29 protein-coding genes are annotated in these 23,533 nt (G+C 67.4%); 13 read left to right on the top strand and 16 right to left on the bottom strand.

Going from position 1 to position 23,533, the window contains the following annotated elements; genetic code table 11:
* The first annotated feature begins 12 nt into the window (after positions 1-12).
* Genes IPM49_04370 through IPM49_04330 form a run of 9 tightly spaced genes read left to right on the top strand, consistent with a single transcriptional unit; the run spans position 13 to position 7,936 of the window.
* Entirely contained in the window at positions 13-414 is a 402-nt protein-coding gene (locus IPM49_04370; GenBank protein MBK9273761.1) for a hypothetical protein, read from the top strand.
* On the top strand, positions 411-1,433 hold the full coding sequence (locus IPM49_04365) for a BtrH N-terminal domain-containing protein (protein MBK9273760.1): 1,023 nt from the start codon (positions 411-413) through the stop codon (positions 1,431-1,433). Before IPM49_04370 ends, IPM49_04365 begins: the two co-directional genes overlap by 4 nt.
* Positions 1,430-2,167, top strand: coding sequence for an ABC transporter ATP-binding protein (locus IPM49_04360; protein ID MBK9273759.1), 738 nt, complete (start codon positions 1,430-1,432; stop codon positions 2,165-2,167). The genes IPM49_04365 and IPM49_04360 overlap by 4 nt, the downstream gene beginning before the upstream one ends.
* Positions 2,168-2,171: 4 nt before the next feature.
* Positions 2,172-3,458, top strand: a complete 1,287-nt coding sequence (locus IPM49_04355) for an ABC transporter permease (GenBank protein ID MBK9273758.1) — start codon at positions 2,172-2,174, stop codon at positions 3,456-3,458.
* Positions 3,459-3,460: 2 nt separating this feature from the next.
* Positions 3,461-4,678 (top strand): beta-ketoacyl-[acyl-carrier-protein] synthase family protein, encoded by a 1,218-nt coding sequence (locus IPM49_04350; protein MBK9273757.1) that lies wholly within the window; start codon positions 3,461-3,463, stop codon positions 4,676-4,678.
* Positions 4,675-5,739 carry a beta-ketoacyl synthase chain length factor gene (locus tag IPM49_04345; protein ID MBK9273756.1) on the top strand — a complete coding sequence of 355 codons (1,065 nt, stop codon included), beginning with the start codon at positions 4,675-4,677 and terminating at the stop codon, positions 5,737-5,739. The genes IPM49_04350 and IPM49_04345 overlap by 4 nt, the downstream gene beginning before the upstream one ends.
* A 51-nt stretch (positions 5,740-5,790) precedes the next feature.
* Positions 5,791-6,186, top strand: coding sequence for a hypothetical protein (locus IPM49_04340; GenBank protein MBK9273755.1), 396 nt, complete (start codon positions 5,791-5,793; stop codon positions 6,184-6,186).
* Positions 6,187-6,237: 51 nt separating this feature from the next.
* Positions 6,238-7,164: a transporter gene (locus IPM49_04335; protein ID MBK9273754.1), complete on the top strand. Its 927-nt coding sequence runs from the start codon at positions 6,238-6,240 to the stop codon at positions 7,162-7,164.
* Positions 7,165-7,183: 19 nt separating this feature from the next.
* Positions 7,184-7,936: a hypothetical protein gene (locus tag IPM49_04330; GenBank protein MBK9273753.1), complete on the top strand. Its 753-nt coding sequence runs from the start codon at positions 7,184-7,186 to the stop codon at positions 7,934-7,936.
* A 64-nt stretch (positions 7,937-8,000) separates the two neighbouring features.
* Here the strand turns inward: IPM49_04330 and IPM49_04325 are convergent, their stop codons facing one another.
* The 3 genes from IPM49_04325 to IPM49_04315 all read right to left on the bottom strand — a co-directional run bounded on the left by IPM49_04325 (position 8,001) and on the right by IPM49_04315 (position 10,904).
* Positions 8,001-9,044: a T9SS type A sorting domain-containing protein gene (locus tag IPM49_04325; protein ID MBK9273752.1), complete on the bottom strand. Its 1,044-nt coding sequence runs from the start codon at positions 9,042-9,044 to the stop codon at positions 8,001-8,003.
* 92 nt (positions 9,045-9,136) lie between these two features.
* Positions 9,137-10,561: an alpha/beta hydrolase fold domain-containing protein gene (locus tag IPM49_04320; protein ID MBK9273751.1), complete on the bottom strand. Its 1,425-nt coding sequence runs from the start codon at positions 10,559-10,561 to the stop codon at positions 9,137-9,139.
* Positions 10,562-10,565: 4 nt separating this feature from the next.
* On the bottom strand, positions 10,566-10,904 hold the full coding sequence (locus IPM49_04315; GenBank protein MBK9273750.1) for an MmcQ/YjbR family DNA-binding protein: 339 nt from the start codon (positions 10,902-10,904) through the stop codon (positions 10,566-10,568).
* Between the two features lie 111 nt (positions 10,905-11,015).
* On the opposite strand from IPM49_04315, the gene IPM49_04310 reads away from it, so the two are divergent.
* Positions 11,016-12,329 (top strand): T9SS type A sorting domain-containing protein, encoded by a 1,314-nt coding sequence (locus IPM49_04310; protein ID MBK9273749.1) that lies wholly within the window; start codon positions 11,016-11,018, stop codon positions 12,327-12,329.
* Between the two features lie 66 nt (positions 12,330-12,395).
* On the opposite strand, the gene IPM49_04305 is transcribed toward IPM49_04310, so the two are convergent.
* The 7 genes from IPM49_04305 to IPM49_04275 all read right to left on the bottom strand — a co-directional run bounded on the left by IPM49_04305 (position 12,396) and on the right by IPM49_04275 (position 18,170).
* The gene (locus IPM49_04305; GenBank protein ID MBK9273748.1) at positions 12,396-14,015 is read right to left on the bottom strand and encodes a hypothetical protein; all 1,620 of its coding nucleotides are present in this window, start codon (positions 14,013-14,015) and stop codon (positions 12,396-12,398) included.
* Positions 14,016-14,083: 68 nt separating this feature from the next.
* Positions 14,084-15,118, bottom strand: coding sequence for an LLM class flavin-dependent oxidoreductase (locus IPM49_04300; protein MBK9273747.1), 1,035 nt, complete (start codon positions 15,116-15,118; stop codon positions 14,084-14,086).
* 28 nt (positions 15,119-15,146) lie between these two features.
* Positions 15,147-15,773 (bottom strand): class I SAM-dependent methyltransferase, encoded by a 627-nt coding sequence (locus IPM49_04295; GenBank protein MBK9273746.1) that lies wholly within the window; start codon positions 15,771-15,773, stop codon positions 15,147-15,149.
* A gap of 68 nt (positions 15,774-15,841) precedes the next feature.
* Positions 15,842-16,222, bottom strand: coding sequence for a RidA family protein (locus IPM49_04290; GenBank protein MBK9273745.1), 381 nt, complete (start codon positions 16,220-16,222; stop codon positions 15,842-15,844).
* 89 nt (positions 16,223-16,311) lie between these two features.
* Positions 16,312-16,728: a hypothetical protein gene (locus tag IPM49_04285; GenBank protein ID MBK9273744.1), complete on the bottom strand. Its 417-nt coding sequence runs from the start codon at positions 16,726-16,728 to the stop codon at positions 16,312-16,314.
* A gap of 66 nt (positions 16,729-16,794) precedes the next feature.
* Complete coding sequence (locus tag IPM49_04280; protein ID MBK9273743.1) at positions 16,795-17,631, bottom strand: GntR family transcriptional regulator; 837 nt, start codon at positions 17,629-17,631, stop codon at positions 16,795-16,797.
* 29 nt (positions 17,632-17,660) lie between these two features.
* Positions 17,661-18,170, bottom strand: coding sequence for a DinB family protein (locus tag IPM49_04275; protein MBK9273742.1), 510 nt, complete (start codon positions 18,168-18,170; stop codon positions 17,661-17,663).
* A gap of 219 nt (positions 18,171-18,389) precedes the next feature.
* Between IPM49_04275 and IPM49_04270 the strand changes: the two genes are divergently transcribed.
* Positions 18,390-18,551, top strand: coding sequence for a hypothetical protein (locus IPM49_04270; GenBank protein MBK9273741.1), 162 nt, complete (start codon positions 18,390-18,392; stop codon positions 18,549-18,551).
* 68 nt (positions 18,552-18,619) lie between these two features.
* Complete coding sequence (locus tag IPM49_04265; protein ID MBK9273740.1) at positions 18,620-18,970, top strand: alkylphosphonate utilization protein; 351 nt, start codon at positions 18,620-18,622, stop codon at positions 18,968-18,970.
* A gap of 10 nt (positions 18,971-18,980) precedes the next feature.
* On the opposite strand, the gene IPM49_04260 is transcribed toward IPM49_04265, so the two are convergent.
* The 3 genes from IPM49_04260 to IPM49_04250 are packed head-to-tail and all read right to left on the bottom strand — an operon-like array spanning position 18,981 to position 20,548.
* Positions 18,981-19,466 (bottom strand): cupin domain-containing protein, encoded by a 486-nt coding sequence (locus IPM49_04260; protein MBK9273739.1) that lies wholly within the window; start codon positions 19,464-19,466, stop codon positions 18,981-18,983.
* 18 nt (positions 19,467-19,484) lie between these two features.
* Positions 19,485-20,174, bottom strand: coding sequence for a DUF2461 domain-containing protein (locus IPM49_04255; protein ID MBK9273738.1), 690 nt, complete (start codon positions 20,172-20,174; stop codon positions 19,485-19,487).
* 23 nt (positions 20,175-20,197) lie between these two features.
* Entirely contained in the window at positions 20,198-20,548 is a 351-nt protein-coding gene (locus tag IPM49_04250; protein ID MBK9273737.1) for a VOC family protein, read from the bottom strand.
* A gap of 67 nt (positions 20,549-20,615) precedes the next feature.
* On the opposite strand from IPM49_04250, the gene IPM49_04245 reads away from it, so the two are divergent.
* Positions 20,616-21,482: a hypothetical protein gene (locus IPM49_04245; GenBank protein MBK9273736.1), complete on the top strand. Its 867-nt coding sequence runs from the start codon at positions 20,616-20,618 to the stop codon at positions 21,480-21,482.
* Between the two features lie 24 nt (positions 21,483-21,506).
* Here IPM49_04245 and IPM49_04240 read toward each other — a convergent pair whose 3' ends face one another.
* Genes IPM49_04240 through IPM49_04230 form a run of 3 tightly spaced genes read right to left on the bottom strand, consistent with a single transcriptional unit; the run spans position 21,507 to position 23,452 of the window.
* On the bottom strand, positions 21,507-21,686 hold the full coding sequence (locus tag IPM49_04240; GenBank protein MBK9273735.1) for a hypothetical protein: 180 nt from the start codon (positions 21,684-21,686) through the stop codon (positions 21,507-21,509).
* A 22-nt stretch (positions 21,687-21,708) separates the two neighbouring features.
* Entirely contained in the window at positions 21,709-22,287 is a 579-nt protein-coding gene (locus IPM49_04235; protein ID MBK9273734.1) for a YdeI/OmpD-associated family protein, read from the bottom strand.
* A gap of 43 nt (positions 22,288-22,330) precedes the next feature.
* Entirely contained in the window at positions 22,331-23,452 is a 1,122-nt protein-coding gene (locus IPM49_04230; protein MBK9273733.1) for a Fic family protein, read from the bottom strand.
* Positions 23,453-23,533: the final 81 nt, after the last annotated feature.

Below are 23,533 nucleotides of genomic sequence, written 5' to 3'. Positions count from 1 at the left end.
GGACCCAAGTGCATGAAGAAGGAGGACGTGCCCCAGGACGACGCCAACATGCTGGAAGGCAAGTTCAAGGTGGTGAAATACGCGTTGAACGAGAACGGCGAGTTCGAGAAGGTGCCCAGCGTGGGTTGGGAGCCGGAGAACGTGGCCCTGAGCCAGGCGTGGGATGTGATCCATGAGCGGGTGGAGGCCACCCGGCAGCAGGTGCTCCGGGGCGAACAGAGCCCGCTGGCCTACCACATGGAGAAGAACATGATGGACGCCGCCCTGCTGGCCCAGCACATGGACCTGCCCGCCCGCAAGGTGAAGCGCCATCTGGAGCCCGCCGGCTTCGCGGAGCTGGACGAGGCCCTGCTGAACCGATATGCCGAAGTGTTGTTGGTGTCGGTGGAGGAGCTGAAGCAGGTGCCCCGATGAGCCAGCGCGACCTCGTGATCCCCTTCGACCACCAGCAGAGCGCCCACTGCGAAACGGGGGTGATCAGCAACCTGATGCGCTTCCACGGCCTGCCCGTGAGCGAGCCCATGGCCTTCGGCATCGGCTCCGGTCTGTTCTTCAGCCACATGCCCTTCCTGAAGATGAACGGCATCCCGGTGACCAGCTATCGCATCCTGCCCGGCTGGATCTTCAGCCGGTTCACCAAGCGGCTCGGGATCGGCATCCGGCGGGTGAGCTTCCGCGACCCGCGCGAGGCGATGGATGAGCTGGACCGCGTGCTGGCCCAGGGCCTGCCCGTGGGCATGCTCACCAGCGTGTTCTACCTGCCGTACCTCCCCAAGGCGTTCCGCTTCCATTTCAATGGCCACAACATCGTCGTGTTCGGCAAGGAGGGGGATGAATACCTGGTGAGCGATCCGGTGATGGACGGCCCTACGCGGATCCACCGTTCCGCGCTGATCCGTGCCCGTTTCGCCAAGGGCATGCCCAACATCAAGGGCCGGATGTATTACCCGACCACCGTCCCCACCGATGCCGACATCCGCAGGGCCGCCGTCCGCGGGCTTCGCCGCACGGCCCGTGACATGAGCACCACCCCGCTGCCCATGTTCGGCACCAAGGGCATCGGCTACCTGGCCGGCAGGCTGCGTCAGTACGAACGGCGCCTGGGCGAGAAGGACGCGCGCCTGGCCCTGGGCAACCTGATCCGCATGCAGGAGGAGATCGGAACCGGCGGCGCCGGCTTCCGCTTCATCTTCGCCGCCTTCCTGATGGAGACGTCCAAGCTGCTGAACGCGCCGGCGCTGAAGGAGAAGGCCCTGGAGATGAACCGTATCGGCGATCAATGGCGCGATCTGGCCTACGAGGCCGGCCGCCTGTGCAAAGGCCGCGCGGAGGGCCACATCACGTACGACCACCTGGCTGACAAGCTGACCGAAATCGGGCGCCAGGAGACCGCCTTCTTCAAGGAGCTCCACCAGTTCGCCAAGCAGCTATGACCACCCCGGACATCCGGGTGGAGGGCCTGGTGAAGCGCTATCGCAGCGGAGGCCGTCCCGCCCTGAACGGCATGGACCTGCAGGTGATGCCCGGTGAGTTCTTCGGCCTGCTCGGCCCCAACGGCGCCGGCAAGACCACGATGATCAGCATCCTCACCGGGGTGCTGGCGCCCAGTGCAGGTCGGGTGCGCGTACGCGGCCTCGACGTGGTGAAGGAGCCCGGCCGCGTCCATCGCCTCATCGGCTTCGTGCCGCAGGAGATCGCCTTGTACGACACCCTCACCGCCCGCGAGAACCTGCGCTACTTCGGCCGCCTGCACGGCCTGGCCAGCACCGCGCTCACCGAACGTGCCGAGGCCCTGCTCGTCAGGACCGGGCTGCAGGACCGCGCCAACGAGCAGGTGCGGCACTGGAGCGGCGGCATGCGACGGCGTCTCAACATCGTGGTGGCGCTGCTCCATGCGCCGCCGATCCTCTTCCTGGACGAGCCCACCGTGGGCATCGACATCCAGAGCCGAGCGGCCATCTGGGACCTGCTCCAGGAGGTGAACGCCGGCGGCACCACCGTGCTCTACACCAGCCACCATCTGGAGGAGGCCGAGCGCCTGTGCACCCGCGTGGTGGTGATGGACGATGGGCGCAGCGTGGGCGAGCTGTCCACGCCGCGCGGTGGCGGCCACGAACGCCTGGAGGACGCCTTCCTCCGCCTCACCGGACGCGAACTCCGCGATTGACCCCATGTTCACCCGCATCATCGCCCACGTGCACAAGGAGCTGCTGCTGCTGCTGCGCGACCGCACGGGCCTGCTGCTGGTGTACGTGATGCCCATCTTCCTGGTGAGCGTGATGGCCGTGGTGCAGGATGCCCCGTTCCGCGATTTCAGCGACAAGCAGGTGCGCGTGCTCTTCAAGGACTTGGACGAAGGTCCGGTAGGGGAGGCCGTGCTGCGCGGGCTGGAGGCCACCGGAAGCTTCACGATCACCAACGGTCAGCAGCTTGACGAGGTGGAGTTCCGTGAACGCGTCCGCCGGGGTGAGCACCAGATCGGCGTGGTGGTGCCCGTCAACGCCAGCGAAGCCGTCGAGGCCCGCTCTCAAGGCGCCATGGCCCTGCTCTTCGACCCCCTCACCGGCGACAGCACGGCCGCTCCGGCGAGCGACAGCTCCTCCGTCCTGATGGTGGTGGACCCCGCGGTGAAGCACGTCTTCCGCGAACTGGTGCGCAGCAGCCTGGTGCGCGTGCTGGCCGGCATCAGCTCCGAGCGCCTGCTCGCCGATATGCGCGTGCGGCTGGAGGCCATCAACGGGGACACCCTTCCCCCGATCGCCTTGGGCGGCCCTTTCGTGGGCATCGACCAGCAGCTTGCCGCCCGCGAGCTCACCGGCAGCCGGGTGGCCAGCGACACCACCGCCCATAACGTGCCGGCCTGGACCATCTTCGCGATGTTCTTCACCGTGGTGCTGCTGGCCGGCAACATGGTGAAGGAGCGCACGGCCGGATGCATGGTGCGCCTGCTCACCATGCCGGGCAGCGTGGCCGAGCGCCTCATCGGGCGCATCACCGCGTACCTCGTGGTCTGCCTCACCCAGCTGGCCCTGCTGCTGAGCGTGGGCCATTGGGTGCTTCCGCTCTTCGGCCTGCCGCCCCTGCGCTTCGGCCCCCCGGAGGACCTGCTGCTGCTGGTGCTCGCCGCCCTCTTCATCGGCTTGGCGGCCACCTCCTTCGGGGTGCTGGTCGGCTCCTTCAGCCGCACCCAGCAGCAATCGGCCATCCTGGGCAGCACCGCCGTGGTGATCATGAGCGCCATCGGCGGCATCTGGGTCCCGCTCTACATCATGCCCGCGCCCATGCAGATGATCGGCCGCATCTCGCCCCTCAATTGGAGCATGGAGGCCTTCAACGTGGTGATGCTGCGCCAGGGCGACCTGGCCGAGCTGGTCATGTACCTCATCCCCCTGGCCGTCTTCGCCGCGGTATGCCTGCTGGTGTCCATCGTGGCCGAACGGGTCGTTTCTTCGCGTTGACCATGAGCGACCGCGTGGTGATCACCGGCCTGGGCGTGATCAGCGCCCTGGGCACCACCGTGGAGGAGAACCTCGACGCGTTGCTGCACGAGCGGACCGGCATCGGCCCCATCACCGTGCTGCCCACCCGCCACCGCGGCCAGATCCCCGTGGCCGAGGTCCGCTTGGCCGATGAAGCCCTCGCCGCCCTCGCCGCACCCCGCAGCCTGCGCAGCTGGACCCGCACGGCCCTGCTCGGCCTGCGCGCCGTGAAGGAGGCCCTGGCCCATGCCGGCATCGACCCTTCCGGCCAGCGCACCGCCTTCATCTCGGCCACCACCGCTGGAGGCATCGACAAGACCGAGCCCATCTACGACCGGTATTTCCTGCCGGAGATCCCTGACGAGGCCGCGCAATACTTGGGCACGCACGACCCCGGCGACCACACCCAGCGCATCGCCGCCGAACTGGGCTTCCGCGCCCTGGTGACCACCATCAGCACCGCGTGCTCCAGCAGCGCCAACGCCCTGATGCTCGGCGACCGGTTGCTGCGGCATGGCCTCACGGACGTGGCCGTGGTGGGCGGCAGCGACGCCCTCTGCAAGTTCACCGTCAACGGCTTCAACTCGCTGCTGATCCTGGACCGCGAGCCCTGCCGCCCCTTCGACCGCGACCGCGCCGGGCTCAACCTGGGCGAGGCCGCGGCCTATCTGGTGCTGGAGACCGAGTCCCGCGCGCGGGCCCGGGGTGCCGGGGTGCTGGCCGTGGTGAGCGGGTACGCCAATACCAACGAGGCCTTCCATGCCACCGCCTCCTCGCCCGATGGCACCGGTGCCTACGAGGCCATGCGGCAGGCCCTGGCCATGGCGCGGCTGACCCCCGAGGCCATCAGCTATGTGAACGTTCACGGCACCGGCACGCCCAACAACGACAGCTCGGAAGGCATCGCCCTCACCCGCCTCTTCGGCGCGCAGGTGCCGCCGTTCAGCAGCACCAAGTCGTTCACAGGTCACACCCTGGGTGCGGCCGGTGCGGTGGAGGCGGTGTATTCCGTGCTGGCCATCCGGCATGGCGTGCACTTCGCCAACCTGCGCTGGCGCACGCCCCTGGCCGAAGCGCCGTTGGTGCCCGTGACGAGCACCCAACGCGGCGTGAACGTGCGGCATGTGCTGAGCAGCTCCTTCGGCTTCGGCGGCAACAACACCAGCCTGGTGCTCAGCGCACCGGAAGCACGGTCATGAAGCGTCCGGTCCACATCCGCGAGGCCTCGGCCATCGGCCCCCAACCGGTGTTCGATACGGACCGCCTGGAGCGGGTGACCGCGTACACGACCCATCCGCTGAAGGCCGTGGTGCCGGAGCTGCGCCGCTATGTGGACCCCGTGCGCGGGCGGCGCATGGAAAAGGTGGCGAAGATCGGGCTGGGCACCGCGCTCAACGCCCTGGATCGCGCCGGCGGCGCGTCTCCCGAGGCCATCATCGTGGGTACGGGCCTCGGATGCATGGAAAGCACCGAGCGCTTCTTCGTGCCCCTGCTGCACAACAATGAGGACGTGCCGAACCCCACGGCCTTCATCCAGAGCACGCACAACAACGTGGCGGGGCAGATCGCCCTGGCCACCCGCTGCACCGGCTACAACTACACCTACCTGCACCGCGGCATCTCCTTCACCACCGCCCTGCTCGATGGATGGATGCAGGTGGGCTTGGAGGGGCGCAGCACCGTGCTGGTGGGCGGCGCCGAGAGCATCACGCCCGATTACTACCTGGTGCAGCGCCGCAGCGGCATCTGGAAGCAGCACGATGTGCCCAACCTGGAGGTGCTGCGCGCCACCGACGGCGGGGCCCTCTGTGGCGAAGGGGCCGCCTTCTTCGTACTTGGCGATTCACCCGGTCCCGGCACGTCCGTGCGCGTGGTGGACGTGGACGTCAGCTACCGCGGCGGGCCGGAGCCCCTGCGCGACCGTGTGCAGGCCTTCCTCCAGCGCAACGGCCTCACCGCCGACCGCATCGACCTGCTGATGACCGGCCGCAACGGCGATGGGCCACAGGACGGCGCCTATGCGCCGGTGGAGGCCGACCTGCCGCAGGCCACCCACGCGGCCTACAAACACCTCTGCGGCGAGTTCTTCACCGCCAATGCCTTCGGGCTGTGGCTGTTGTGGTCGGGCCTGCGCACAGGCCACCTGCCCGCCGAGGCCGTGCTGCGCGCAGGCCCCACGGCGCCACGCTGGGGCCTGCTGGTGGATCATTTCCAGCGGACGGACCACAGCCTGGTCCTGTTGGAGCGCACCGGTCCATAACGAATGATGCCCGTCAGTCGCTGCTACGGTCGCCGAGCTACCTTTGACATCATGCGCCCGGCAGCCTTCGTGCATCACCTGCATCGCCTGTTGACGGGCATGATGGCGGCCCTGCTGCTGATCTCGCTGCTGCTGCCCTCCCTCATCGTGGGCCATTTCCTGTTGGAGCGCGACCGCATCGAGCGGGAGCTCTGCGTGATGCGCGATGCCGCCCCCGAACAGAACACCTGCCACGGCAATTGCGTGCTGATGCGCCAGCTCAACACCAGCGAGCGCAAGGCCCAGGCCCCCTTCGAGAACCTGGAGGTGCGCACGCAGCCGTCGCTGGTGGCCGATGTGCTGAACTGGCCACCGGTGCTGCCCATGCGCGAACTGGCCTCACCGCCGTTGCGTGTGGTGCTGCTCGACGGCATCCACGCCATCGTCGACCCGGTGCCTTGGGGATAGGTTCCGATCCGGCCCACGCGGCCGGTCTTCGTTGAACCTCAACCCCTTTCCATGAAACGTCTGTTCCTGGCGGTGGCGCTCCTGAGCGCGTCCCCGCTCCTGGCCTGCGATGTGTGCGGCCTCTTCCTGGGCATCCAGCCGAAGGACCGCAGCACCACCGTCGGCCTTTTCTATCGCTTCCGCCAGCTCGATGGTGTGCTGGGCACCGCTGCGTTGCAGAAGCACGGCGGCCACGGCGCAACCACCGGTGTTGAAGAGCACTACACCGAGCTCTATCAGGTGATTGAGCTCCGCGGCGATGTGTGGTTCGGCGAACGCTTCGCCGTGATGGCCTCGGTGCCGCTGGTGAACAACTACCAGGGCGTGGACGGCTACGCACGCGCCGACCTGTACGGGCTGGGCGACCCCTTCGTGCTGGCCCGCTACGTGGTGGCGAACACGCGTGGGCTCACTGACAGCCCTCGCACGGTGCATCGCTTCACCGTGGGGCTTGGCGCAAAGGTGCCCGTGGGCGCCACGGACCGCACCTATGCCGGGTCGGAGGTGGGCCACGACCTGCAACCTGGAACAGGCAGCTGGGACGGGCTCGCTTCAGCCGAGTACCTGGTGCGCCGGCAGCGCTGGGGCGGAAGTCTGGCCGTCACGGGCCGCGTCAACACGACCGGCGCCGACGCCCATCGCATGGGGCACGGCCTCTCGGCCACCGCCGAAGGCTTCCATCAGCTGCCGATCGGGGCCTTCACCCTGGCGCCGTCCCTGGGCCTGTACGCCGAACATTCCGGCATGGACCGGCAGAACGACCTCAAGGTGCCCGGCACGGGCGCCAACACCCTCTTCACCCACGTGGGATCCCGCGTGTGGTGGCGCAACTGGATGTTGACGGTGAACCATCAGTACGCCGTGGCCCGTTCCACCGGCGAATGGATGGTCCCCAACAGGCAGCGCGCGATCGTCGGGATCACGTACGCATTCAACTGAAACAGAACAACACACTTCCATGAACAAGCACAACCTGGCCCTCCTGGCCGCCCTCGCGGTGGGTTTCACCGCCTGCAAGAAGGACGATCCCGAGCCCACGCCCACGACCCCGACCACGGGTACCGTGAAGCTCTCCTTCTCCTTCACCAAGAACGGCGCTCCCTTCAGCATCAGCGACATCGTGCAGGACGGCGCCGGACATGCCGTCCAGTTCGACAAGCTGAAGTTCTATGTGAGCGACATCCACCTCACAGACGACGCCATGAACACCGTGGGCGAGTTCCACGAGACGGTGCTGCTGGTGGACGCCGCAGCGGCCACCAACACCTTCACGCTGGGCAGCATCGCACCCAACCACATCCACGAGGTGCACATCGCCCTGGGCCTTGACAGCCTCACCAACCATGCCGACCCCACGCAGGCCGAGTCCCCGCTCGATCTGCAGGAGATGCACTGGTTCTGGAATCCCACTGCCGGTTACAAGTTCCTGAACATGGAAGGGCATGTGGACGGCAATGGTGATGGCGACTTCGGCGATCCGGAGGACAAGGCCTTCGTGTACCACTGCGCCACCGACGCCCTGCTCACCGAGGACCACTTCCACTACCACGCCGACCTGGCCGCTGGTGGCACGGCCAACCTGGCCCCCACCATCGAGGTGACCACCCTGCTGATGGGCCTGGACCTGCTGGCCAATGACATCGCCATGGGCGGTGGCCCCAACAACCAGATGGCGATGATGAACCTGGCGGCCGCGATCACCGGGGAGTGACCGCGAACGACCAGAACGCGACAGGGCCGCCCTCGGGCGGCCCTGCTCGTTCCCAGCGAACCCCCTACCGCTGTACCACGAACCGGCGTTCGTCCACATGCCGGGCATCCACCGTCCTCAGCGTGTAGCTGCCCGAAGGCCAACGGCTCACGTCGATGTCCTGCGTGCGTTGGGCCTTCACCTCGCCCCATTGGATGGCGCGACCAGCGGCGTCGATCACCGTCCAGGTGGCCGGTGAGGTTCCCGGCCATTGGAAACGGACTGTGTTCGTGGCCGGGTTCGGCCACACCATCACCTCCGCCCGGTCGTTGCGCTCGCCGACACCCGTGGTCGTTCCGAAGGGCTCGGACAGCACCTGGCAGGGCAGGCCGTAGTCCACGAAGACCGTGTAGGCCCCCGGTATGCCCGCCATGATGCAGCTGCTGTCCGCACCGGCCAGCAGCTGGCCGTTCAGATACCATTGATAGCTGTTGCCTGCCGGGGTGGCGCACAACCAGCCCATGTCCAGGCCGATCACCGGCTGCACGACCGGTGTGAACTCCGCCACGATGCTCACGCCCAGCTGCTGGATGAAGTTCGGGCAGATGGACGGGGCCCCGCTCACCGTGTACACCCCGTTCTCCGTGACGGTGAGCGTGGGGCTGTTCGCGCCGGGGATCGGCACACCGCCATTGGTCCATTGGATGTTGGTGTCGTAGGGCGGCATCAGCGTCAGCAGCAATGTATCGCCCTCGCAGAACAGCAACTCGCCGTTCGGCCCCATGCCGTATTCGATGTCGCCCTCGTGCATCACGAAGGGCAGCAGGAAGACCCAACCGTCCACGAGCACGGGTGGCGACATCTCGGTGCAGCCGTTCAGGGTGCATTCCACCGTGAAGCTGGAGCCGGCGTCGTTGGCCGAGTTCACCGCATGGGTCTGCTGGATCGCGCCGGGTATCGGCTGGCCATCCTTGTACCACTGGTAGCTGTCGTACACCTGGGTGGTGAGCACCTCCGCCGCGCCGGGGCACAGGATCACCGGATCCGGCTGGATGGTGGGGTCAAAGGGGCATTGGGCCTTCAGGAGGCCGAGGCTGATGGAGAGGGCAAGGGTCGGGATCGTGCGCATGGTCCGATGGCGTGTCGGTTGGACGGTCATGGGACGCGCGATGCTGCCTGAAGGTGACACACGATCCGTCACCGGGACGAACGGTGCGCGGCCTATCGCGCCACGATGACCCGTTCCGCCGGCAGGGGGGCATCCTCGAACATCAGGATGTACGCACCATTGCCAAGACCCGCCACATCGATCAGGTTCCGGCCGCCCCGCATGCGCGCGGACCGAAGCACCCGGCCTGTCGCATCGCACAGCCGGGCCTGCGCCGTGCGGAGCTCTTCCGGCAGCACCACGGTGAGCGCATCCACCGCTGGGTTCGGGAACAGCAGCGCGCGCGCGGAGGGAGGACCGTCGGCGATGGCGTCCGTGCCGCACGGCAGCGCTTCGTTCGCCACGATCACCGGGCTGAAGGCCTTGAAGACGCTGTCGACCACCACGGCGGCCTGGTTCACGTAGTGGAACGAGCCGTTCTGCGCCACATTGATGCAGTTGAAGGAGAAGGGGAACTGCCCGAGCACGGCGTTGCACACGGCCGCATCCTGGATGTTGGCCAGCGATCTCGACCCCAGCATCGGCGCCAGCACCGCGCTCCCCGCGCTCCAGGGGTAGTGTGTGCTCCACCAGGTGCCGCCCGCGCAATAGGCGGAGAGGTCGCGCAGGAGGGGCGCGGTGCCGTTCGGCACGATGGCGTCGCAGGGCTGGTGGTAGAGGAACACGGCCGGCGTATCGGGTCCCTGCATCCAGTCCTCCGCAAGGGCCATGGTGGGCAGCGCGCCGTACATCGCCGCGATGCCGGCCACACGCGCATCGGTGCCGTTCAGCGCGAGGTCGCCCTCCACCGGCCCCAGGTCGGGCCGGCTGCGCTGGGCCGCGGTGAGGGGCAGGCCCGTGATGTGGCAGCCGCCAAGCAGCAGGTTCGGATCGGGCACCGCGGGGAGCGCGCCGCAGGCTGCGGGGCGTTCATCCTCCTCGTCGAGGAAGGCGGCCGTGAGGCTGGTGATCGCCCCCGCGCTCTCGCCGTACAGGAAGACGTTGCAGGCGTTGGTGCTGTCCTGGGCGCTGCGTCCCTTCAGGAAGCGGATGGCGCCCTTGAGGTCCTGTTGGGCGCGGTAGAGCGCCCGCAGCAGTTCCGCGCTGTCCGGCAGGTACACGCACGGATCCACGCCCAGCGAGATGGACACGTTCTGCGGCACGTGGTGGCGCAGGCGGTAGCTGATGGTGGCGGCCACGTACCCGCGCTGCGCGGCGGCCTGGCAGATGGGCCACAGGTCCTGCCGGGTGCCTGCGGCCCAGGCCCCGCCATGCACGGCGACCAACAGCGGCCGTGACGCGTTGCCATCGCCCACCGGCCGGAAGAGGTCGAGCTTCAGGGTGTCGATGCCGCCCAGGTAGGTCGTGTCCCAGCCGTAGGTAATGGCGCGCACCGTATCCACCGCCCACAGCGGCTGGGTGTACGGCTGGGCCTGGAGGAGGGCGCCCGTGAGCAGCGTGGTGAGCGCAAGCGCCGTGCGTCTTGGGAACCGCAGCATTCCGCTAAGGTCGGCGATCGCCCCCCGCCTTCGCCAGCGCCAGCTGCACCCCCAGGAGGAAGAGGCGTTCGTCGGCCCCGCCCAGCTCCATGAAGGTGGCGCCCTTGGCGCCCCATTTGTTCGGCACCGGGAAGAAGACGCGGGGATGCTGCGCGTGGAGCTCGGCCTGCTGCTCGGCATCGAGCATCAGTACGGCGCGCTGGTCGTTCAGCCAGAGGGTGAGGAAGATGGGGGAGGGCTTCCCCTTCGCCGTGGTGGCGCGGTAGGCGGGCCGCCCGAAGTGGTCGTGCTCGGTGACCCCGGGCAGGGCGAGCAGCCGGTCGCGGGCCGTGGCGGCATCCATGGTCGCAAGTTCGCCGATCCGGCGAACCAGCGCGGGCAGGCGACTGTTCAGCACCGGCCCGGGCAGCGTTCCTTCGTTGCCTGCTGTCCAACCACGACCACACGCTCATCCATGCGGAACACCCTTTTCGTCCTCCTCCAGTTCACCGTCCCGGTCGTGCTCAGCGCCCAATGGGTGCCGTCCGGCATGTTCTCGTCATCCATCCACTTCCAGGCCTGCGCCTTCCACACCGTGGACAGCGGCCTGTTCGTGTACGGGGCCAACAACCCCGGACCGAGCCCTTCCGCGACCGAAGGAGGCCTCATCCTCACCACCAACGGTGCGCAATCCGGTGGCTTCTACCTCTGGTACGAGCCGTCCACCAACCTGGAGGACATCGACGTGAAGCTCACCGGTGGACGCCCGCTGTACATGGCCGCGGGGCATGAGCTCTACAACCGCAGCATCGTGGTGCGGTCCTCTTCGTTCCCGGCCTTTCCGCTCGGGTTCGACAGTGTGCGCACCGGCGTGGGCCGCTACTACCGGGCCATCCGCATGCGCGATGATCTGGTGGCCTTCACCGGAGGGGGCGATGCCTTGGGCAATGGCATCATCGACATGAGCACCGACAGCGGATCGACCTGGTCCAACATCGCGGTGCTGCCGGGCCAGCCCGTGTCGCGCCTTCACTTCGTGAACGACCTGCTCGGCTTCGCGGTCACCGGTGGCTATCGCAGGCTGGTGAACAACGGCGTGCTTCTGCCCGACAGCGGGGCCATCTACCGCACCACGGATGGAGGCCTCAGCTGGGCTCAGGTGCATGCCGATGCCACCGCCGGATTCAGCGCCGTGGCGTTCAGTTCGACGCTCAACGGCGTGACCACGCGCAACGATGGGCTCATCCTGCGCACCACCGATGGAGGCAGCACCTGGTCGCCGGCCGTGAACAACCACACGACCGGCGAACTCCTCACCGGAGCCACGTTCAGGTCCGACGGGGTGGGGTTCATCACCGGCTACCGCAGCGATGGCACGGAGGGCTACGTCCTGTTCAGCGATGACGGCGGCGCCACCTGGGACCTGAACTACAGCACGGCCGGGCTCAACTCGGCGCGCAGGCTCTACGATGTCCGGTTCTTCGACGTCGCCCACGGGTACGCCATGGGCCAGATCCGTCCCCTGCGCAGCAATGGGGTGATCACAGCGGTGGAGGAGGAGAACGCGGTGGGGTTCACCCTGTTCCCGAACCCGGCGCACGATGTGGTGACCATCGAGGTGGGCGGTCCGGCCGAGGTGCGCGTGCTGGACGCCCAGGGCCGGGTGGTGCGCAGGGTCACGACCCGCGATCGGGCGATCGTTCCCCTGGACGGGTTGGGAGTTGGTGCGTACGTGGCCGAGGTGCGCCGGGCCGGGGCTGTGCAGCGGAGGGCCTTCCTGCGGTACTGAGCCTGGCTTCGGTGCTGTCACCGACCGGAGGAGTGACCACCGAGCGCGGGTCCATCGCCGCGTCCCTCAGCGGGCCTGGTGCGTGTGGAGCCGTTCGAGCACCGGGTCAGGCAGCAGGACGTCCAGCATGCCTTCACGTAGGCTGAGCCAGAGGTAGTTGAACACGGAGGTCTCCTGCCTGCGGTCCACGAACGACCGCCCAACGCGGTAGCGCCTGTCGCCCGGGACATTGGAGCTGTGGATGACCGCGTTGGCGAGCAGGGAGAGCAGTCCGGCGTGGGGCCGGGCCGGTTCCACCTTCAGCTTCAGGCCTTCGTAGTGCATGTGCACCGTGCCCTGCGCGGACCGGTCGTCGCCCTCCATGTGCAGGTCCACCGAATGGATCGATCCTTCCGTGGCCTGTATCCGCACCAGTTCATCGGTGATGTGGTTCAGCTCCCGCGCCTGGAGGTTCTTCAGGTGGACCCGCCCCTCGATCCGCGCTCCCTGCGCCGAGTGCGACTGGTGGATGTCCACCTGCGCCGGTGCCTTGTCCCAGAGCCGAAGGTGGCCGGTGAGGTGCAGCTCGGTGCTGCTGTCCGGTCGCATGTTCGTCAGCCCGGACATCGCAGCGTCCACCTGGGCGAGGGTCACCGAGCCGAACGGTTCGCCGCGTGCAAGCCGCTCGTGGTAGGTGATGCGACCGCCCCGGATGTGCACCTGTTCCATGGCCACGGGTACGCGCCACCGGCGCACCCGCTCGGCCGGCAGCGGAGCCCTTGACCGCTCTTCCGTGTAGGGCACCGACTTGTCCCGGTGAATGTCCACCCGCAACCCGGCGATGGTGAAGACCTCCGCCAGGAGGGCCCCGCTCTCCAACCGCGCGGTGAGGTCGAACCCGTCCAGCAGGATGCTGTCCGCATGCACCGTGTAGAGTTCCATCGGTGCCTCCTTCGCGGTGCGGTAGTGGTCCGGGCGCACGTCAGGGGTGAAGCGGAATCCCAGGACCCGCGCGGTGTTCTCCGGTACACGGACATGGAGCGAGTCGATGTGCGCGGTGTAGAACGGATCCACCCGCGCATCCGCCCCGCGGAGTGAGAGATCGCCCGAGACCAGGCGCACCCACGGGCGGTCCCCGGTGCGCTGCGCCATGAGGAGGCCGGTGAGCAGGATGTCCAGGTCAGCCACCGAGGCATGCGGGTTCACCCCGCTCCGATCGTGTGTGCTCCCTCGTGCGTGGGTGATCCGCAGCGTGTCCACATGGAGGAACTCCACGCCCATGGGCAACTGCACGGTGTCGGTGTCCCGGGCCCGTGAAGTGCGGTCGCCGCGCCTCGTTTCATAGACATGGGTCACCTCGGGTGCATCAATGACCATGTGGCCCACCATGAGGTGCCTGTCCCACAGCAGGGCGAAGAGGTCCACCTTGGACAGATCGATCGTTCGTGCCTGCACCGTGAACGTCGGCGACCCGTCCGCATGGGCCGCCGCACGCGGCGTGATGCGGAGATCGGCGATGCGGATACGCCCCCGGAAGGGGTCGAGGTCCACCGTTCCGAGCGCCACGGCATAGCGTTCACCACCGGCCTGGGCGGCCACCGCCACCAGCGCTTTGCGCGCCAGGGTATGGCGCAGAGCGTAGCCTCCGGCGAGGGCAGCGAGCACCACCAGCACCGGAAGGGCCCTTCGGGATATGGTCCGCCGCATGGGCATTGCTGTGGGCCAGTGCCTAAAGGTGCGCATCCCGCGCGGGTCGATGGAGGGAGCGCCACGGGTCACGCCCCCACCGCGGCCTTCACGCGCGGCACCACCTCGGTGGCGTAGAGCTCGATGCATCGGAGCAGCTTGTCGTGCGGCATGCTGCCCACGCTGAACTGCAGGCTGAATCGGGTGAAGCCGAAGAGCGCATGCTCACGGACGATCTTGCGGGCCACGGTCTCGGGGTCGCCGAGCAGCATGGCCCCCTGCGGCGACACCTCGAAGTCGAACTGCGGACGGCCCACCGGGCCCCAGCCGCGCTCGCGACCGATGCGGCCCATCTGCATGGCGTAGCGCGGCCAGGTGAGCTCGGCGGCCTCCTCGAAGCTGTCCGCGATGAAGCCATGCGAGCCGATGCCCAGCTGGAAGCGCTCCATCGGGTGCCCGGCCTGTTGCCAGGCCTTGCGGTACAGGTCGGTGAAGGGCTTGAAGCGCGCGGGGTCGCCGCCGATGATGGCCAGCGTCATGGGCAGACCCAGCGCGGCCGCCCGCACCGCGCTCTCCGGCGTGCCGCCCACGGCCACCCACACGGGCAGCGGCTCCTGCACGGCGCGCGGGTACACCCCCCGGTCCGCGATGGTCGGCGTGTGCCGTCCCTTCCACGAGAGCCGCTCGCTCTTGCGCACCTCCAGCAGCATGGCCAGCTTTTCGCTGAAGAGCGTGTCGTAGTCGGCCAGGTCGTACCCGAAGAGCGGGAAGGACTCCGTGAAGGAGCCGCGCCCGGCCATGACCTCCGCCCGTCCGCCGCTCAGCAGGTCGAGCGTGGCGTACTGCTGGTACACCCGCACGGGGTCCTCGCTGCTGAGCACGGTGACGGCGCTGCCCAGCCGGATGCGGGTGGTGCGCGCGGCGATGGCGGCGAGCAGCACGGCGGGGGCGCTGGCGATGAAGTCCTCGCGGTGGTGCTCCCCGATGGCGAACACGTCCAGCCCCAGCCGGTCCGCCAGTTCGGCCTCCTCCAGCAGGTGGCTGTGCCGCTCCTGCGCGCTGATGCGCTCGCCCGTCACCGGATCGGGCGTGTGATCGACGAAGGTGTAGAGGCCGAACTCCATGCGCCGCAAAGATGCGCTGGCGCGACCGTCAGCCCTGCGCCACCAGCATCAGGTCGGTGACCGCCTTCCCGTGGGCATCCACGTAGCGGCTGCGGCTCTCGTGCCGGAGCTTCAGCCCGGCCTGGTGGATCGCGGTCCTCAGCGCCGCCCCGGCGTGGTAGTGCATCAGGATGCGCTCTTCCTCCGACGGACCTTCCCACACGCTGCGGGCGGGGGCCTCCTCCATGGTGCTGAGGTAGAGGGCGCCGCCGGGATGCAGCATGGCGGAGGCATCCGTGATCAAGGTCGCGGCCTCCTCCGCGCTCAGGTAGGGCAGGCCGAAGGCGCACACGATGCCGTGGAACCGCCGGCGCAGCGTCCTTGCCGCGCGTTGGTCCAGCCGCTCGAAGGTGGCATCGGGGTTCACCGTGCGGGCGATGTCCAGCATCGCCGGGGCCAGGTCGGTGCCCAGCACCTTCAGGTCGGGCCGGCGCTGCAACAGGTGGCGCGTGACGTTGCCGGGCCCGCAGGCCAGCTCCAGCACCCCGGCCCCTTGCGGCAGCAGGTCCAGGAAGGCCTGGAGCGAAGGCGCATACCGGCTGATGTCGGCGTACGTCGCGGCGTACCGCGCGGCATGGCGGTCGAAGATGCGTGCGGCCTGCTCACCGTGGTCCATGGCGCTGGGCATCGTGTGGCGCAACGGCCCTGTGGACCGATCGCGCCCTGTCCGGCGGCGGTGCCTGCTCAGCGCTTCAGCGCGATGCCGCTGATCTCCACGTTGGCACCGCGGGGCAGCTCCTTCACGCCCACGGTCTCGCGCGCCGGGGGATCGCCTTTGAAGCACGCCTGGTACACCGCGCTCACCGCCGTGTAGTACTGCAGGTTGGTGAGGTAGATGGTGCACTTCACCAGGTCGTCGTAGGTGAGCCCGGCCGCCTCGAGGATCGAGCCGATGTTCGCCATCACCTGTTCGGCCTCCTTGGTGATGTTGTCCGTGATGACCGTGCGGGTGCCTTTCACCGAGGCGATCTGGCCGCTGATGAAGACAAAGCCGTTGGCCTCCACGGCGGCCGTGAAGGGGCTGGAACCTTCCAGCTTCTCGTCGAGGTGGATCGATCGTTTCATCGCCCTTGTGGATGCGGCCGGTTGATCGGCCCGCTGCGAAGATGCAACGGATGCGGGTCGGTACGACACGCCGACCTCGCAACAGGGGTTCAGCGCCGTGCTCCGGCCAGCTTCCAGCCCAGCCAGGCCATGGGCAGGTAGGCCAGCCCCAGATCGAGCACGTTGAACCACATCGGGCTGTTCGGGATCATGCGCACCGCCATGATGCCACCGACCAGGTTGATCGCGCCCACGATGAGGGCCAGCATCAAGTGCCGCGAAGCACCCAGCCGGGCGGCCACGAAGGCGCCCACCAGCGCACCAAGCGCATGCGCCAGCAACGGCACGAGCATCTGGGCCACGGAATACTCGCCGATGTGGGCGTTGATGCTCGCGATGTCGTTCACGTCCACGCCCGGTGGGGGAGGCATGATGGCACCACCCACCATGATCAGGCCCATGTTGACGATCCCGCCGACCACGAGGCCGGCCAGCACGGCGAGGATGTTGCGCAGCACAGGGTTCATGGCATCCGATGTGGGTGATGAAGGTATGGAATGCGACAGGACCAGAGGTCCGACGGTCGTCGGGCATCAGCCCACCCACACGATGCCGTCCTCCTCCAGGCGCACGAGCCGCTCCCGGTACAAGGCCCCGACAGCCTTCTTGAACGCCTTCTTGCTGATGCCGAACTCCGCGTAGATGGCCTCGGTGCTGCTCTTGTCGGTGAAGGGCAAGAAGCCTTTCCCCGCGCGGAGCCGCCGTACGATCAGGTCCACGTTGGCGTCGTTGTACTGCCGGTAGCCGATGGGCTGCAGCGTGATGTCGAGCTTGTGGTCCTCGCGGATCTGCTTCACGTGGCCGGTGAGCCTGTCGCCGATGGAGACGCGCTTGAACACCTCGTTGGCATGCACCAGCCCCTGGTGGCTGCCGTTCACGATCACGTGCAGGCCCAGGTCGCTGCGGCCGAACACGATCAGGTCCACGGCATCGCCCTCTTTCACGGTGAGCGCGTCGTTGTTCAGGAAGTCCTCGATGAGAGTGCTGCCGAAGAGATGGTCGCTGCGCGTGTCGAGCACCACGTGCACCAGATACCAACGGCCTTCCTCCATCGGGTGGCGCTGCTCGTCAAGGGGGACCACCAGGTCGGGCTTCAGCCCCCAGTCCAGATGCGCGCCATCGCGGCCGACCTTGATCACGCGGAACATGGCGAACTGCCCCACGGTGGCCTTCGGCGGGCGCGCGCTTGCCAGCTGCCGTCCACCGGCATCCCGGTACACGAACACCGGCATGCGCTTGTCGTCGTTCAGGTCCGGCGGAAGGACCTCGTGCGGATAGAGCACCTCCGTCCCATCGTCGTCGGTCAAGACCCAGCCTTCGCTGGTGCGGCGACGGACCTGCAAGGGCTGTACACGGCCGGTGTGGATCACAAGACCCGCAAAGTACGGCTGATGCCCGGCTACCAGGTGCCGGCGTAGTCCAGCGGCACGGTCGTGTGCGCCTTCAGGTGGGCATACCGCCAGTTGATGAGCTGGCGGATGTGGTGCAGGTCGTGCGCCACCCAGTTGGTGAGCAGCAGCTCGCAGCTCACCGGGCCCACCTTGGGGTGGATGTAGACATTGGTCCAGGGCGCCTGATCCAGGCCACGGAGCCAGGACAGCGACGCCCCGCGCTCCGCGAGGAAGCCATCCAGCGTCGCGGTGGGGTCCTTCTCCATGTACCGGCGCCCGGTCACCCACGCGGCCGGGTCGATGGTGGGCCAGGGCACTTCCGGGTTCTCCAGCGTGGAGCGCAGGCGCGCACGGAAGTCCTCGCGCTCCTCATCGTGGAGATGACAGATGATCTCCAACGGGCACCATTTCTCCGGAGCCGGCCTCCAACGGGCCTCCTCGGCCGAAAGGTCCTTGAGCAGGTCGCGGAACACCGCGGCGTGGCGTTCGAGCTGGGCGATGAGGTGCGGACGGTCCATGGGGTGAAGGTCGGAGGAAGGACCGAACGCCCGACGCTACAAGGTCCCCATCGGCACCCGCACCCCCTGGCGACCGTCGCATTTGCGCACCGACCTTCCCACATGGCAGGAACCGAGCAGCAGCAGGAGCAGGGTGAGCAGCAGTAGGCGTCGCATACCGGATGAACGGGGCCTCACGGTCCCTGCGTATGTCCGGTGGGATCGTTCCATCTTCGTCGCATGCGTCGCAAGGTCCTGATCGTCCTTCTTCTGGTGAACGCTGTGGTGCTGCTCGGTCAACTGTGGCCGGAGGGGGCACCGCCCTTCGCACGCGCCGTGAACATCACGTTCCTCATCGGGACCATGGTCTTCTTTGTCCGCGATCTTCGTCGACGCGGATAGCGCGGAGCAGGAGCGGTGTGTGTTCAGATGCGCACCGTCGAGCCGGGACCTGGTACTTTCGCGCCACCATGCCCGACACCCATCCCTGTCCCGAGTGCCGCTCCGCCATCACGTATCCCACGGGCACCTCATGGATGTGCGGCGAATGCGGCCATGAGTGGAACCCCGCCGAGGTGGCCGCCGCCGAGGCGGGACCGGTGATCAAGGATGCCAACGGCAACGTGCTGAAGGACGGTGATGACGTGGTGGTGATCAAGGACCTGCCGGTGAAGGGCATGCCCAAGCCGGTGAAGGCCGGCACCAAGGTGAAAGGCATCCGGTTGGTGGAGGGGGGCGGCAATGCCGGGCACGACATCGACTGCAAGATCGATGGCTTCGGGGCCATGGGCCTGAAGAGCATTTACGTGCGCAAGGCCTGAGCGGCCGCGTCTACAGCAGATCGACCGCATCGGGTTGCCGCTGCCGCAGCCGCTCGGCGTCGTCGGGCAGGTCGCGCAGCATCGCAAAGTCCGCGAAGTCGAAGCCCGGGGCCACCACACAGCCCACGAGCGTGAAGTCGCCCGTGCTCCGTGCCGCCTGCCACTGTCCGGGGGGCACCACCACCTCCGGTCGCAGTCCGTCACGCAAGGGACCCAGCAGGTGACACTGTACGTGATGGAGGTCCGGATCGCTCACCAGCAGCTCCAGCGGTGCGCCTTCCAGGTGATGCCACACCTCATCGCTGGACACCCGATGCCAGCGGCTGATCTCGGCCGCAGGGAGCAGGAAGTAGATGGTGGTGAGCGCTGCACGGTCTCCGCGGCCGTCCGGTGGATGGACCTGCAGCGGTGATCGGTGCAGTTCGCGGTAGTGGCCGCCCTCGGGATGCGGCAGCAGACCGAGTTCGCGGATCAGGGCTTCGGCGCGTGGGTGCATGTGTGCGGTGATCGGGGATCAGGCGCCGTTCGCATCGCTGGTCAGCACGGCGGTCATGTGATCGAACCAGGGCCGCACGGCGCGATAGGTCCTCACCACTTCGTCAAGGAAGTCCGGCGCGAGCACCTCGGCATCGGTGAAGCTTCGGCGCAGCAGGAACTGCTTCTTGCGGAGAAGGTCCGCTGCGGGATGGTCCTTCGGAAAGCCGCGCGGCACGGTGGCGAGCTCCTCGCCGAAGAGGTCGCCCAGCAACGAACGGAGCGGCTTGCCACGAAGGACCCGGCGCCAGGTGTCGTGGTCGTAGGCGATGTCCTGCCGGATCAGGCGCAGGTCATCGGGCTCGGGTCCCATGAATCCGCAGGTGACGTGCGATCGCCCGCCGGGCTGGATGCGGAAGAAGTAGCCGCCGCGCAAGGCCGGCTTCACCCGCGCCAGCCGTCCGCCGAAGCGTGGCGCGTAAGGCGGCCGGTCCTTGTGGAAGCGCTGGTCGGTGTGGATGCGCATCATGCTTTTCGCACCACTGGGCGTGCTCAACCTGTCATGCTCCCGCATCCGCTCGAGCAGCGCATCGGCGAAGGCCACCAGGTTCGCCTGCGCGGCCTGGTAACGAACCTTGTTCGCTTCGAACCAGGGCTTCTCATTGTGCGCCTCCAGGTCGGTCAGGAAGGACAGTACGGTGGGTCGGATGCGGACAGTGGCTGGGGGCATGGCGCGAAGGTGCGGCACCGTGCTCACATCCCTTCTCCGAAGGTCAACAGGTTGTGATCGGGGTCAAGCAGGGCGAACTCCCGCTGCCCCCAGGGCTTGGTGCTGAGCGCGCCGTTCGGGTGGATGGCCACGCCGCGTTCCGTCAGCGAGCGGTACAGGTCGTCGATCGCGGTCGTGCGGATGTACAGCTGGCCATCGTTCGTGAGCGGATCCAGGTCGGCGTGCAGGAAGAAGTGAAGCTCATGTCCGTCGCGCTCCACGATGAGGTAGGCAGGATAAGTCCCAGCCACGGTGAAGCCGAGCCGATCCACGTAGTAGGCCCGCGTGGCGGCCGCATCGCGCATGGGCAGCTTGGGGATGAGGGCGGTGAGCATGGTACCGCAAGATGCACCACCTTCCCGGACGTTGAACCACTTCCGGTCACTCGTGTACGGTGGCGTGATGCCGACCTTCTGCCTGCTCCTGTTGTTGTCGCTCTTCCTGCCCTTCGCCGGAAACGCCCAGTGCTGCTGCTCGAACCTCGTGCTGCGGATCCCGCTCGACCACCTCTCCAGGGTGCACAACGACCGGGAATTCGCGGTGGTGGAGACCCGCGGACAGTACACGTTCCACCGGGTCGACAAGGACAGTACGGACAAGCAGTTGGACCTGATGCTCGATGCGGGCTGCGGCCTTCGGGACATCGGCTTGGAGATCACACGCCGCACCACCGGCGACCGGATGATGCTCTCGGTGCTCTTCGTCGGCTTCGACGGCTGGCATCCGGGTCTGCGGATCCCGTTCCGTCCCGGCGCGTTCGAGGTGGACCTGGAGCGGATGATCGGGTGCGCGGGCCTCGATCGCGCATGGGACCGGGCGGGAACCGGCAAGCAGAAGCCGTCCACGGTGGAGCTTACCTGCGGTGGTTGCCTGTTGCGTGTGGAGCGCGACAGTGTGGGTGTGATGCTGGAGCCGTTGGACCTCTGGCCCGGAGGCTGCGGTGCCGGCAGTGTGGAGGGGGATGCCTACGGCAAAGCCAGCTATCCCGACGGTCAGCTGCGCTTCCTTTCGGCCCTGGAGGAGAAGCAGGCCGAATGGCGAGGCCGAGGTGTGCCGGATGGTCGGGGCTGGAGCGGCTTCGGCCATGTCGGACCCACGGGTTCGTTCCATGCGCGGATGGACCGCGAGCAGACCGAGCGCGTCTACGACCTGGAGATGAGCTTGATGCACATCACGGGGTGGAAGCCGGCCTGGGTACCGGATGAGGCTGCGCCGGGTGCAAGGCGCAGCCTCGGCAGCATGGTGCGCTTCACGCTCGAACGGCCGTAACGCGCGCAGCTGGCGATCCCGGGCTCATCGCTTCCGCAGGGCGCGGCTGCCGATGAGCAGGGCAAAGGTCACGCCGGCTGCGAAGGTGCTGACGGCCTTGGGGCGATGACCCGCCTTCCAGGAGAGGTAGGCCGACGCGCTGCAGCACAGGAGGATGAGGGCGATCAGCCCGATGAGCAGCTTGCGGCGCAGTTCGCGGTCCATGGTGGAGGTCGGTGTCGTTGGTTCAGTCGTCCAGTCCTTTCCCTGCCAGGATGCGGTCCGTGTGCTTCTCGATCCGGGCCTCCCGCGTCGCTGCTTGCTTCGCGCTTGCGAAGAACAGGAGGTAGCCCCGCTGCCTTCCCGGAGTGAGCGCGTTGAAGGCCTTCTTCAGTTCGGGCATCTCCTTCATGGCCCTGGCGAACTCTGCGGGCATGTCGAACTCCCCGGTCCTCTTCAGCACCACCTGCTTTCCGGCCTTCTCCACGGCGATGGCCTGCTGGATGTAAGCACGCAGGACCGGCGCGAGCTTCACGATCTGCTTCTCGCTGCTGAAGCGGATCTGTCGCGCGCTCTGCACATTGGCCGTCTGCTGCACCAGCAGCTTGTGGTCGTCCTTCAGCAGTGCGCCCTTGTGAAAGAGCAGCGCGCAGTGGTCCTTGAAGCCGTGGATGAGGAAGACGTTCTTCCCCTTCAGCGTGTAGCAGGGGTGGCCCCACTTCAGCTCCTCGGTAAGCCCGCTCTCCAGGGCCAGTTCACGCAACCGGGCATAGCAGTCCTGCCACGGACCTTCCTTCTCGAAGAACCAGTTGACCTTGGGGTTCATGGATGTGAAGGTGGAACGAAGTGTGGCGACGATGGTGTTGAGCTCACATGATCAGTTCATAGTGCGTGCTCCGCCCGCCGGCCTTTCCCTTCTTCAGGATCTTCTTGGTCATCAGGTCGGCGATGTCTCGCGCGGCGGTGTCCTGTGAGGTCTTTGCCAGCTTGGCGTACTTGCTTGAGGTGAGCTGGCCCTCGAACCCGGCGAACAGCTTGGTGAGCACCTTCACCTGGCGCGGGTTCAGCACAGTGGTCGCGTGCTTCTGCCAGAAACGGTGCTTGCTGAGCACGCCCGCGAGCTGGCTTTCCGATGCGCTGATCGCACGGCCCAGACAGGCCAGGAACCATGCAAGCCATTCCGTGATGTCCAAGGTGCCGCGCTGCGAGCGTTCCAGGATGTCGTAGTACTTCTTCCGCTCGTTGCGGATCTGGGCGCTCATGCTGTAGAACCGCTGGGGCGATCCATCGGCGCGGGCCAACAGCAGGTCGGCCACCGCACGGGCCATGCGGCCGTTGCCATCCTCGAAGGGGTGCAGCGTCACGAACCAGAAATGACCGATCCCAGCCTTGAGCAGGGGGTCCAGTGTCTTCCCGGCCCCTGTCCGCGTTCCGGCGTTCACCCACTTGAGGAAGGTCGCCATCTCCTTTTTCAGCCTTGAGGCCGCTGGTGCCTCGAAGTGGACCTTCTCGCGCCCCATCGGTCCGGAGACCACCTGCATGGGACCGGTGGAATCGTCGCGCAAGCGGCCCACGAGGATCGTCATCATGCCGCTTCGGCCCGTAGGGAACAGCGCGGCATGCCAGCCGAACAAGCGTTCGGCGCTGAGGGTGTCATGGCAGTTGCGCGTGGCGTCGAGCAGCATCTGCACCACGCCATCCACATGGCGGTCCACCGGGGGCGCCCCAGAAACGTCCAGCCCCAACCGCCTGGCCAGGGAGGATCGGACCTGTGCCGGATCCAGCACTTCGCCCTCGATCTCGCTGGTACGCAGCACGTCGGCGGTCATGGTGACGAGGTCGGCCTCCGTACGCAGCTCGAAGCCCACGGCGGCCATACTGCCGAGCAAACGGGCCCGCTGCTCCCGCACCGCGGCCAAGGCTGGCGCCAGGGCTGCGTCATCCCAGCTGAACGCGGGCCAGCCGGAAAGTTCGTGGATGTAGCGGGGCATGGACGGGGTGCCGTCTGCGGAGAAAGGTACGAATATGCTCCGCAAAAAATGCGGAGAATAATGCCGCTATTCGCCGCAGGC

Source organism: Flavobacteriales bacterium (assembly GCA_016715895.1).
Classification (GTDB): Bacteria; Bacteroidota; Bacteroidia; order Flavobacteriales_F; family PHOS-HE28; genus PHOS-HE28.
The sequence above is the reverse complement of the archived record's forward strand: the minus strand, read 5'-3'. Positions and strand labels throughout refer to the sequence as shown.

Excerpts from the sequence above, each read along its gene's own strand:
- IPM49_04370 (MBK9273761.1), top strand. The coding sequence starts at position 13 with ATGAAGAAGGAGGACGTGCCCCAGGACGACGCCAACATGCTGGAAGGC.
- IPM49_04365 (MBK9273760.1), top strand. The coding sequence starts at position 411 with ATGAGCCAGCGCGACCTCGTGATCCCCTTCGACCACCAGCAGAGCGCC.
- IPM49_04360 (MBK9273759.1), top strand. The coding sequence starts at position 1,430 with ATGACCACCCCGGACATCCGGGTGGAGGGCCTGGTGAAGCGCTATCGC.
- IPM49_04355 (MBK9273758.1), top strand. The coding sequence starts at position 2,172 with ATGTTCACCCGCATCATCGCCCACGTGCACAAGGAGCTGCTGCTGCTG.
- IPM49_04350 (MBK9273757.1), top strand. The coding sequence starts at position 3,461 with ATGAGCGACCGCGTGGTGATCACCGGCCTGGGCGTGATCAGCGCCCTG.
- IPM49_04345 (MBK9273756.1), top strand. The coding sequence starts at position 4,675 with ATGAAGCGTCCGGTCCACATCCGCGAGGCCTCGGCCATCGGCCCCCAA.
- IPM49_04340 (MBK9273755.1), top strand. The coding sequence starts at position 5,791 with ATGCGCCCGGCAGCCTTCGTGCATCACCTGCATCGCCTGTTGACGGGC.
- IPM49_04335 (MBK9273754.1), top strand. The coding sequence starts at position 6,238 with ATGAAACGTCTGTTCCTGGCGGTGGCGCTCCTGAGCGCGTCCCCGCTC.
- IPM49_04330 (MBK9273753.1), top strand. The coding sequence starts at position 7,184 with ATGAACAAGCACAACCTGGCCCTCCTGGCCGCCCTCGCGGTGGGTTTC.
- IPM49_04325 (MBK9273752.1), bottom strand. The coding sequence starts at position 9,044 with ATGCGCACGATCCCGACCCTTGCCCTCTCCATCAGCCTCGGCCTCCTG.
- IPM49_04320 (MBK9273751.1), bottom strand. The coding sequence starts at position 10,561 with ATGCTGCGGTTCCCAAGACGCACGGCGCTTGCGCTCACCACGCTGCTC.
- IPM49_04315 (MBK9273750.1), bottom strand. The coding sequence starts at position 10,904 with ATGGATGCCGCCACGGCCCGCGACCGGCTGCTCGCCCTGCCCGGGGTC.
- IPM49_04310 (MBK9273749.1), top strand. The coding sequence starts at position 11,016 with ATGCGGAACACCCTTTTCGTCCTCCTCCAGTTCACCGTCCCGGTCGTG.
- IPM49_04305 (MBK9273748.1), bottom strand. The coding sequence starts at position 14,015 with ATGCGGCGGACCATATCCCGAAGGGCCCTTCCGGTGCTGGTGGTGCTC.
- IPM49_04300 (MBK9273747.1), bottom strand. The coding sequence starts at position 15,118 with ATGGAGTTCGGCCTCTACACCTTCGTCGATCACACGCCCGATCCGGTG.
- IPM49_04295 (MBK9273746.1), bottom strand. The coding sequence starts at position 15,773 with ATGGACCACGGTGAGCAGGCCGCACGCATCTTCGACCGCCATGCCGCG.
- IPM49_04290 (MBK9273745.1), bottom strand. The coding sequence starts at position 16,222 with ATGAAACGATCGATCCACCTCGACGAGAAGCTGGAAGGTTCCAGCCCC.
- IPM49_04285 (MBK9273744.1), bottom strand. The coding sequence starts at position 16,728 with ATGAACCCTGTGCTGCGCAACATCCTCGCCGTGCTGGCCGGCCTCGTG.
- IPM49_04275 (MBK9273742.1), bottom strand. The coding sequence starts at position 18,170 with ATGGACCGTCCGCACCTCATCGCCCAGCTCGAACGCCACGCCGCGGTG.
- IPM49_04270 (MBK9273741.1), top strand. The coding sequence starts at position 18,390 with ATGCGTCGCAAGGTCCTGATCGTCCTTCTTCTGGTGAACGCTGTGGTG.
- IPM49_04265 (MBK9273740.1), top strand. The coding sequence starts at position 18,620 with ATGCCCGACACCCATCCCTGTCCCGAGTGCCGCTCCGCCATCACGTAT.
- IPM49_04260 (MBK9273739.1), bottom strand. The coding sequence starts at position 19,466 with ATGCACCCACGCGCCGAAGCCCTGATCCGCGAACTCGGTCTGCTGCCG.
- IPM49_04255 (MBK9273738.1), bottom strand. The coding sequence starts at position 20,174 with ATGCCCCCAGCCACTGTCCGCATCCGACCCACCGTACTGTCCTTCCTG.
- IPM49_04250 (MBK9273737.1), bottom strand. The coding sequence starts at position 20,548 with ATGCTCACCGCCCTCATCCCCAAGCTGCCCATGCGCGATGCGGCCGCC.
- IPM49_04245 (MBK9273736.1), top strand. The coding sequence starts at position 20,616 with ATGCCGACCTTCTGCCTGCTCCTGTTGTTGTCGCTCTTCCTGCCCTTC.
- IPM49_04240 (MBK9273735.1), bottom strand. The coding sequence starts at position 21,686 with ATGGACCGCGAACTGCGCCGCAAGCTGCTCATCGGGCTGATCGCCCTC.
- IPM49_04235 (MBK9273734.1), bottom strand. The coding sequence starts at position 22,287 with ATGAACCCCAAGGTCAACTGGTTCTTCGAGAAGGAAGGTCCGTGGCAG.
- IPM49_04230 (MBK9273733.1), bottom strand. The coding sequence starts at position 23,452 with ATGCCCCGCTACATCCACGAACTTTCCGGCTGGCCCGCGTTCAGCTGG.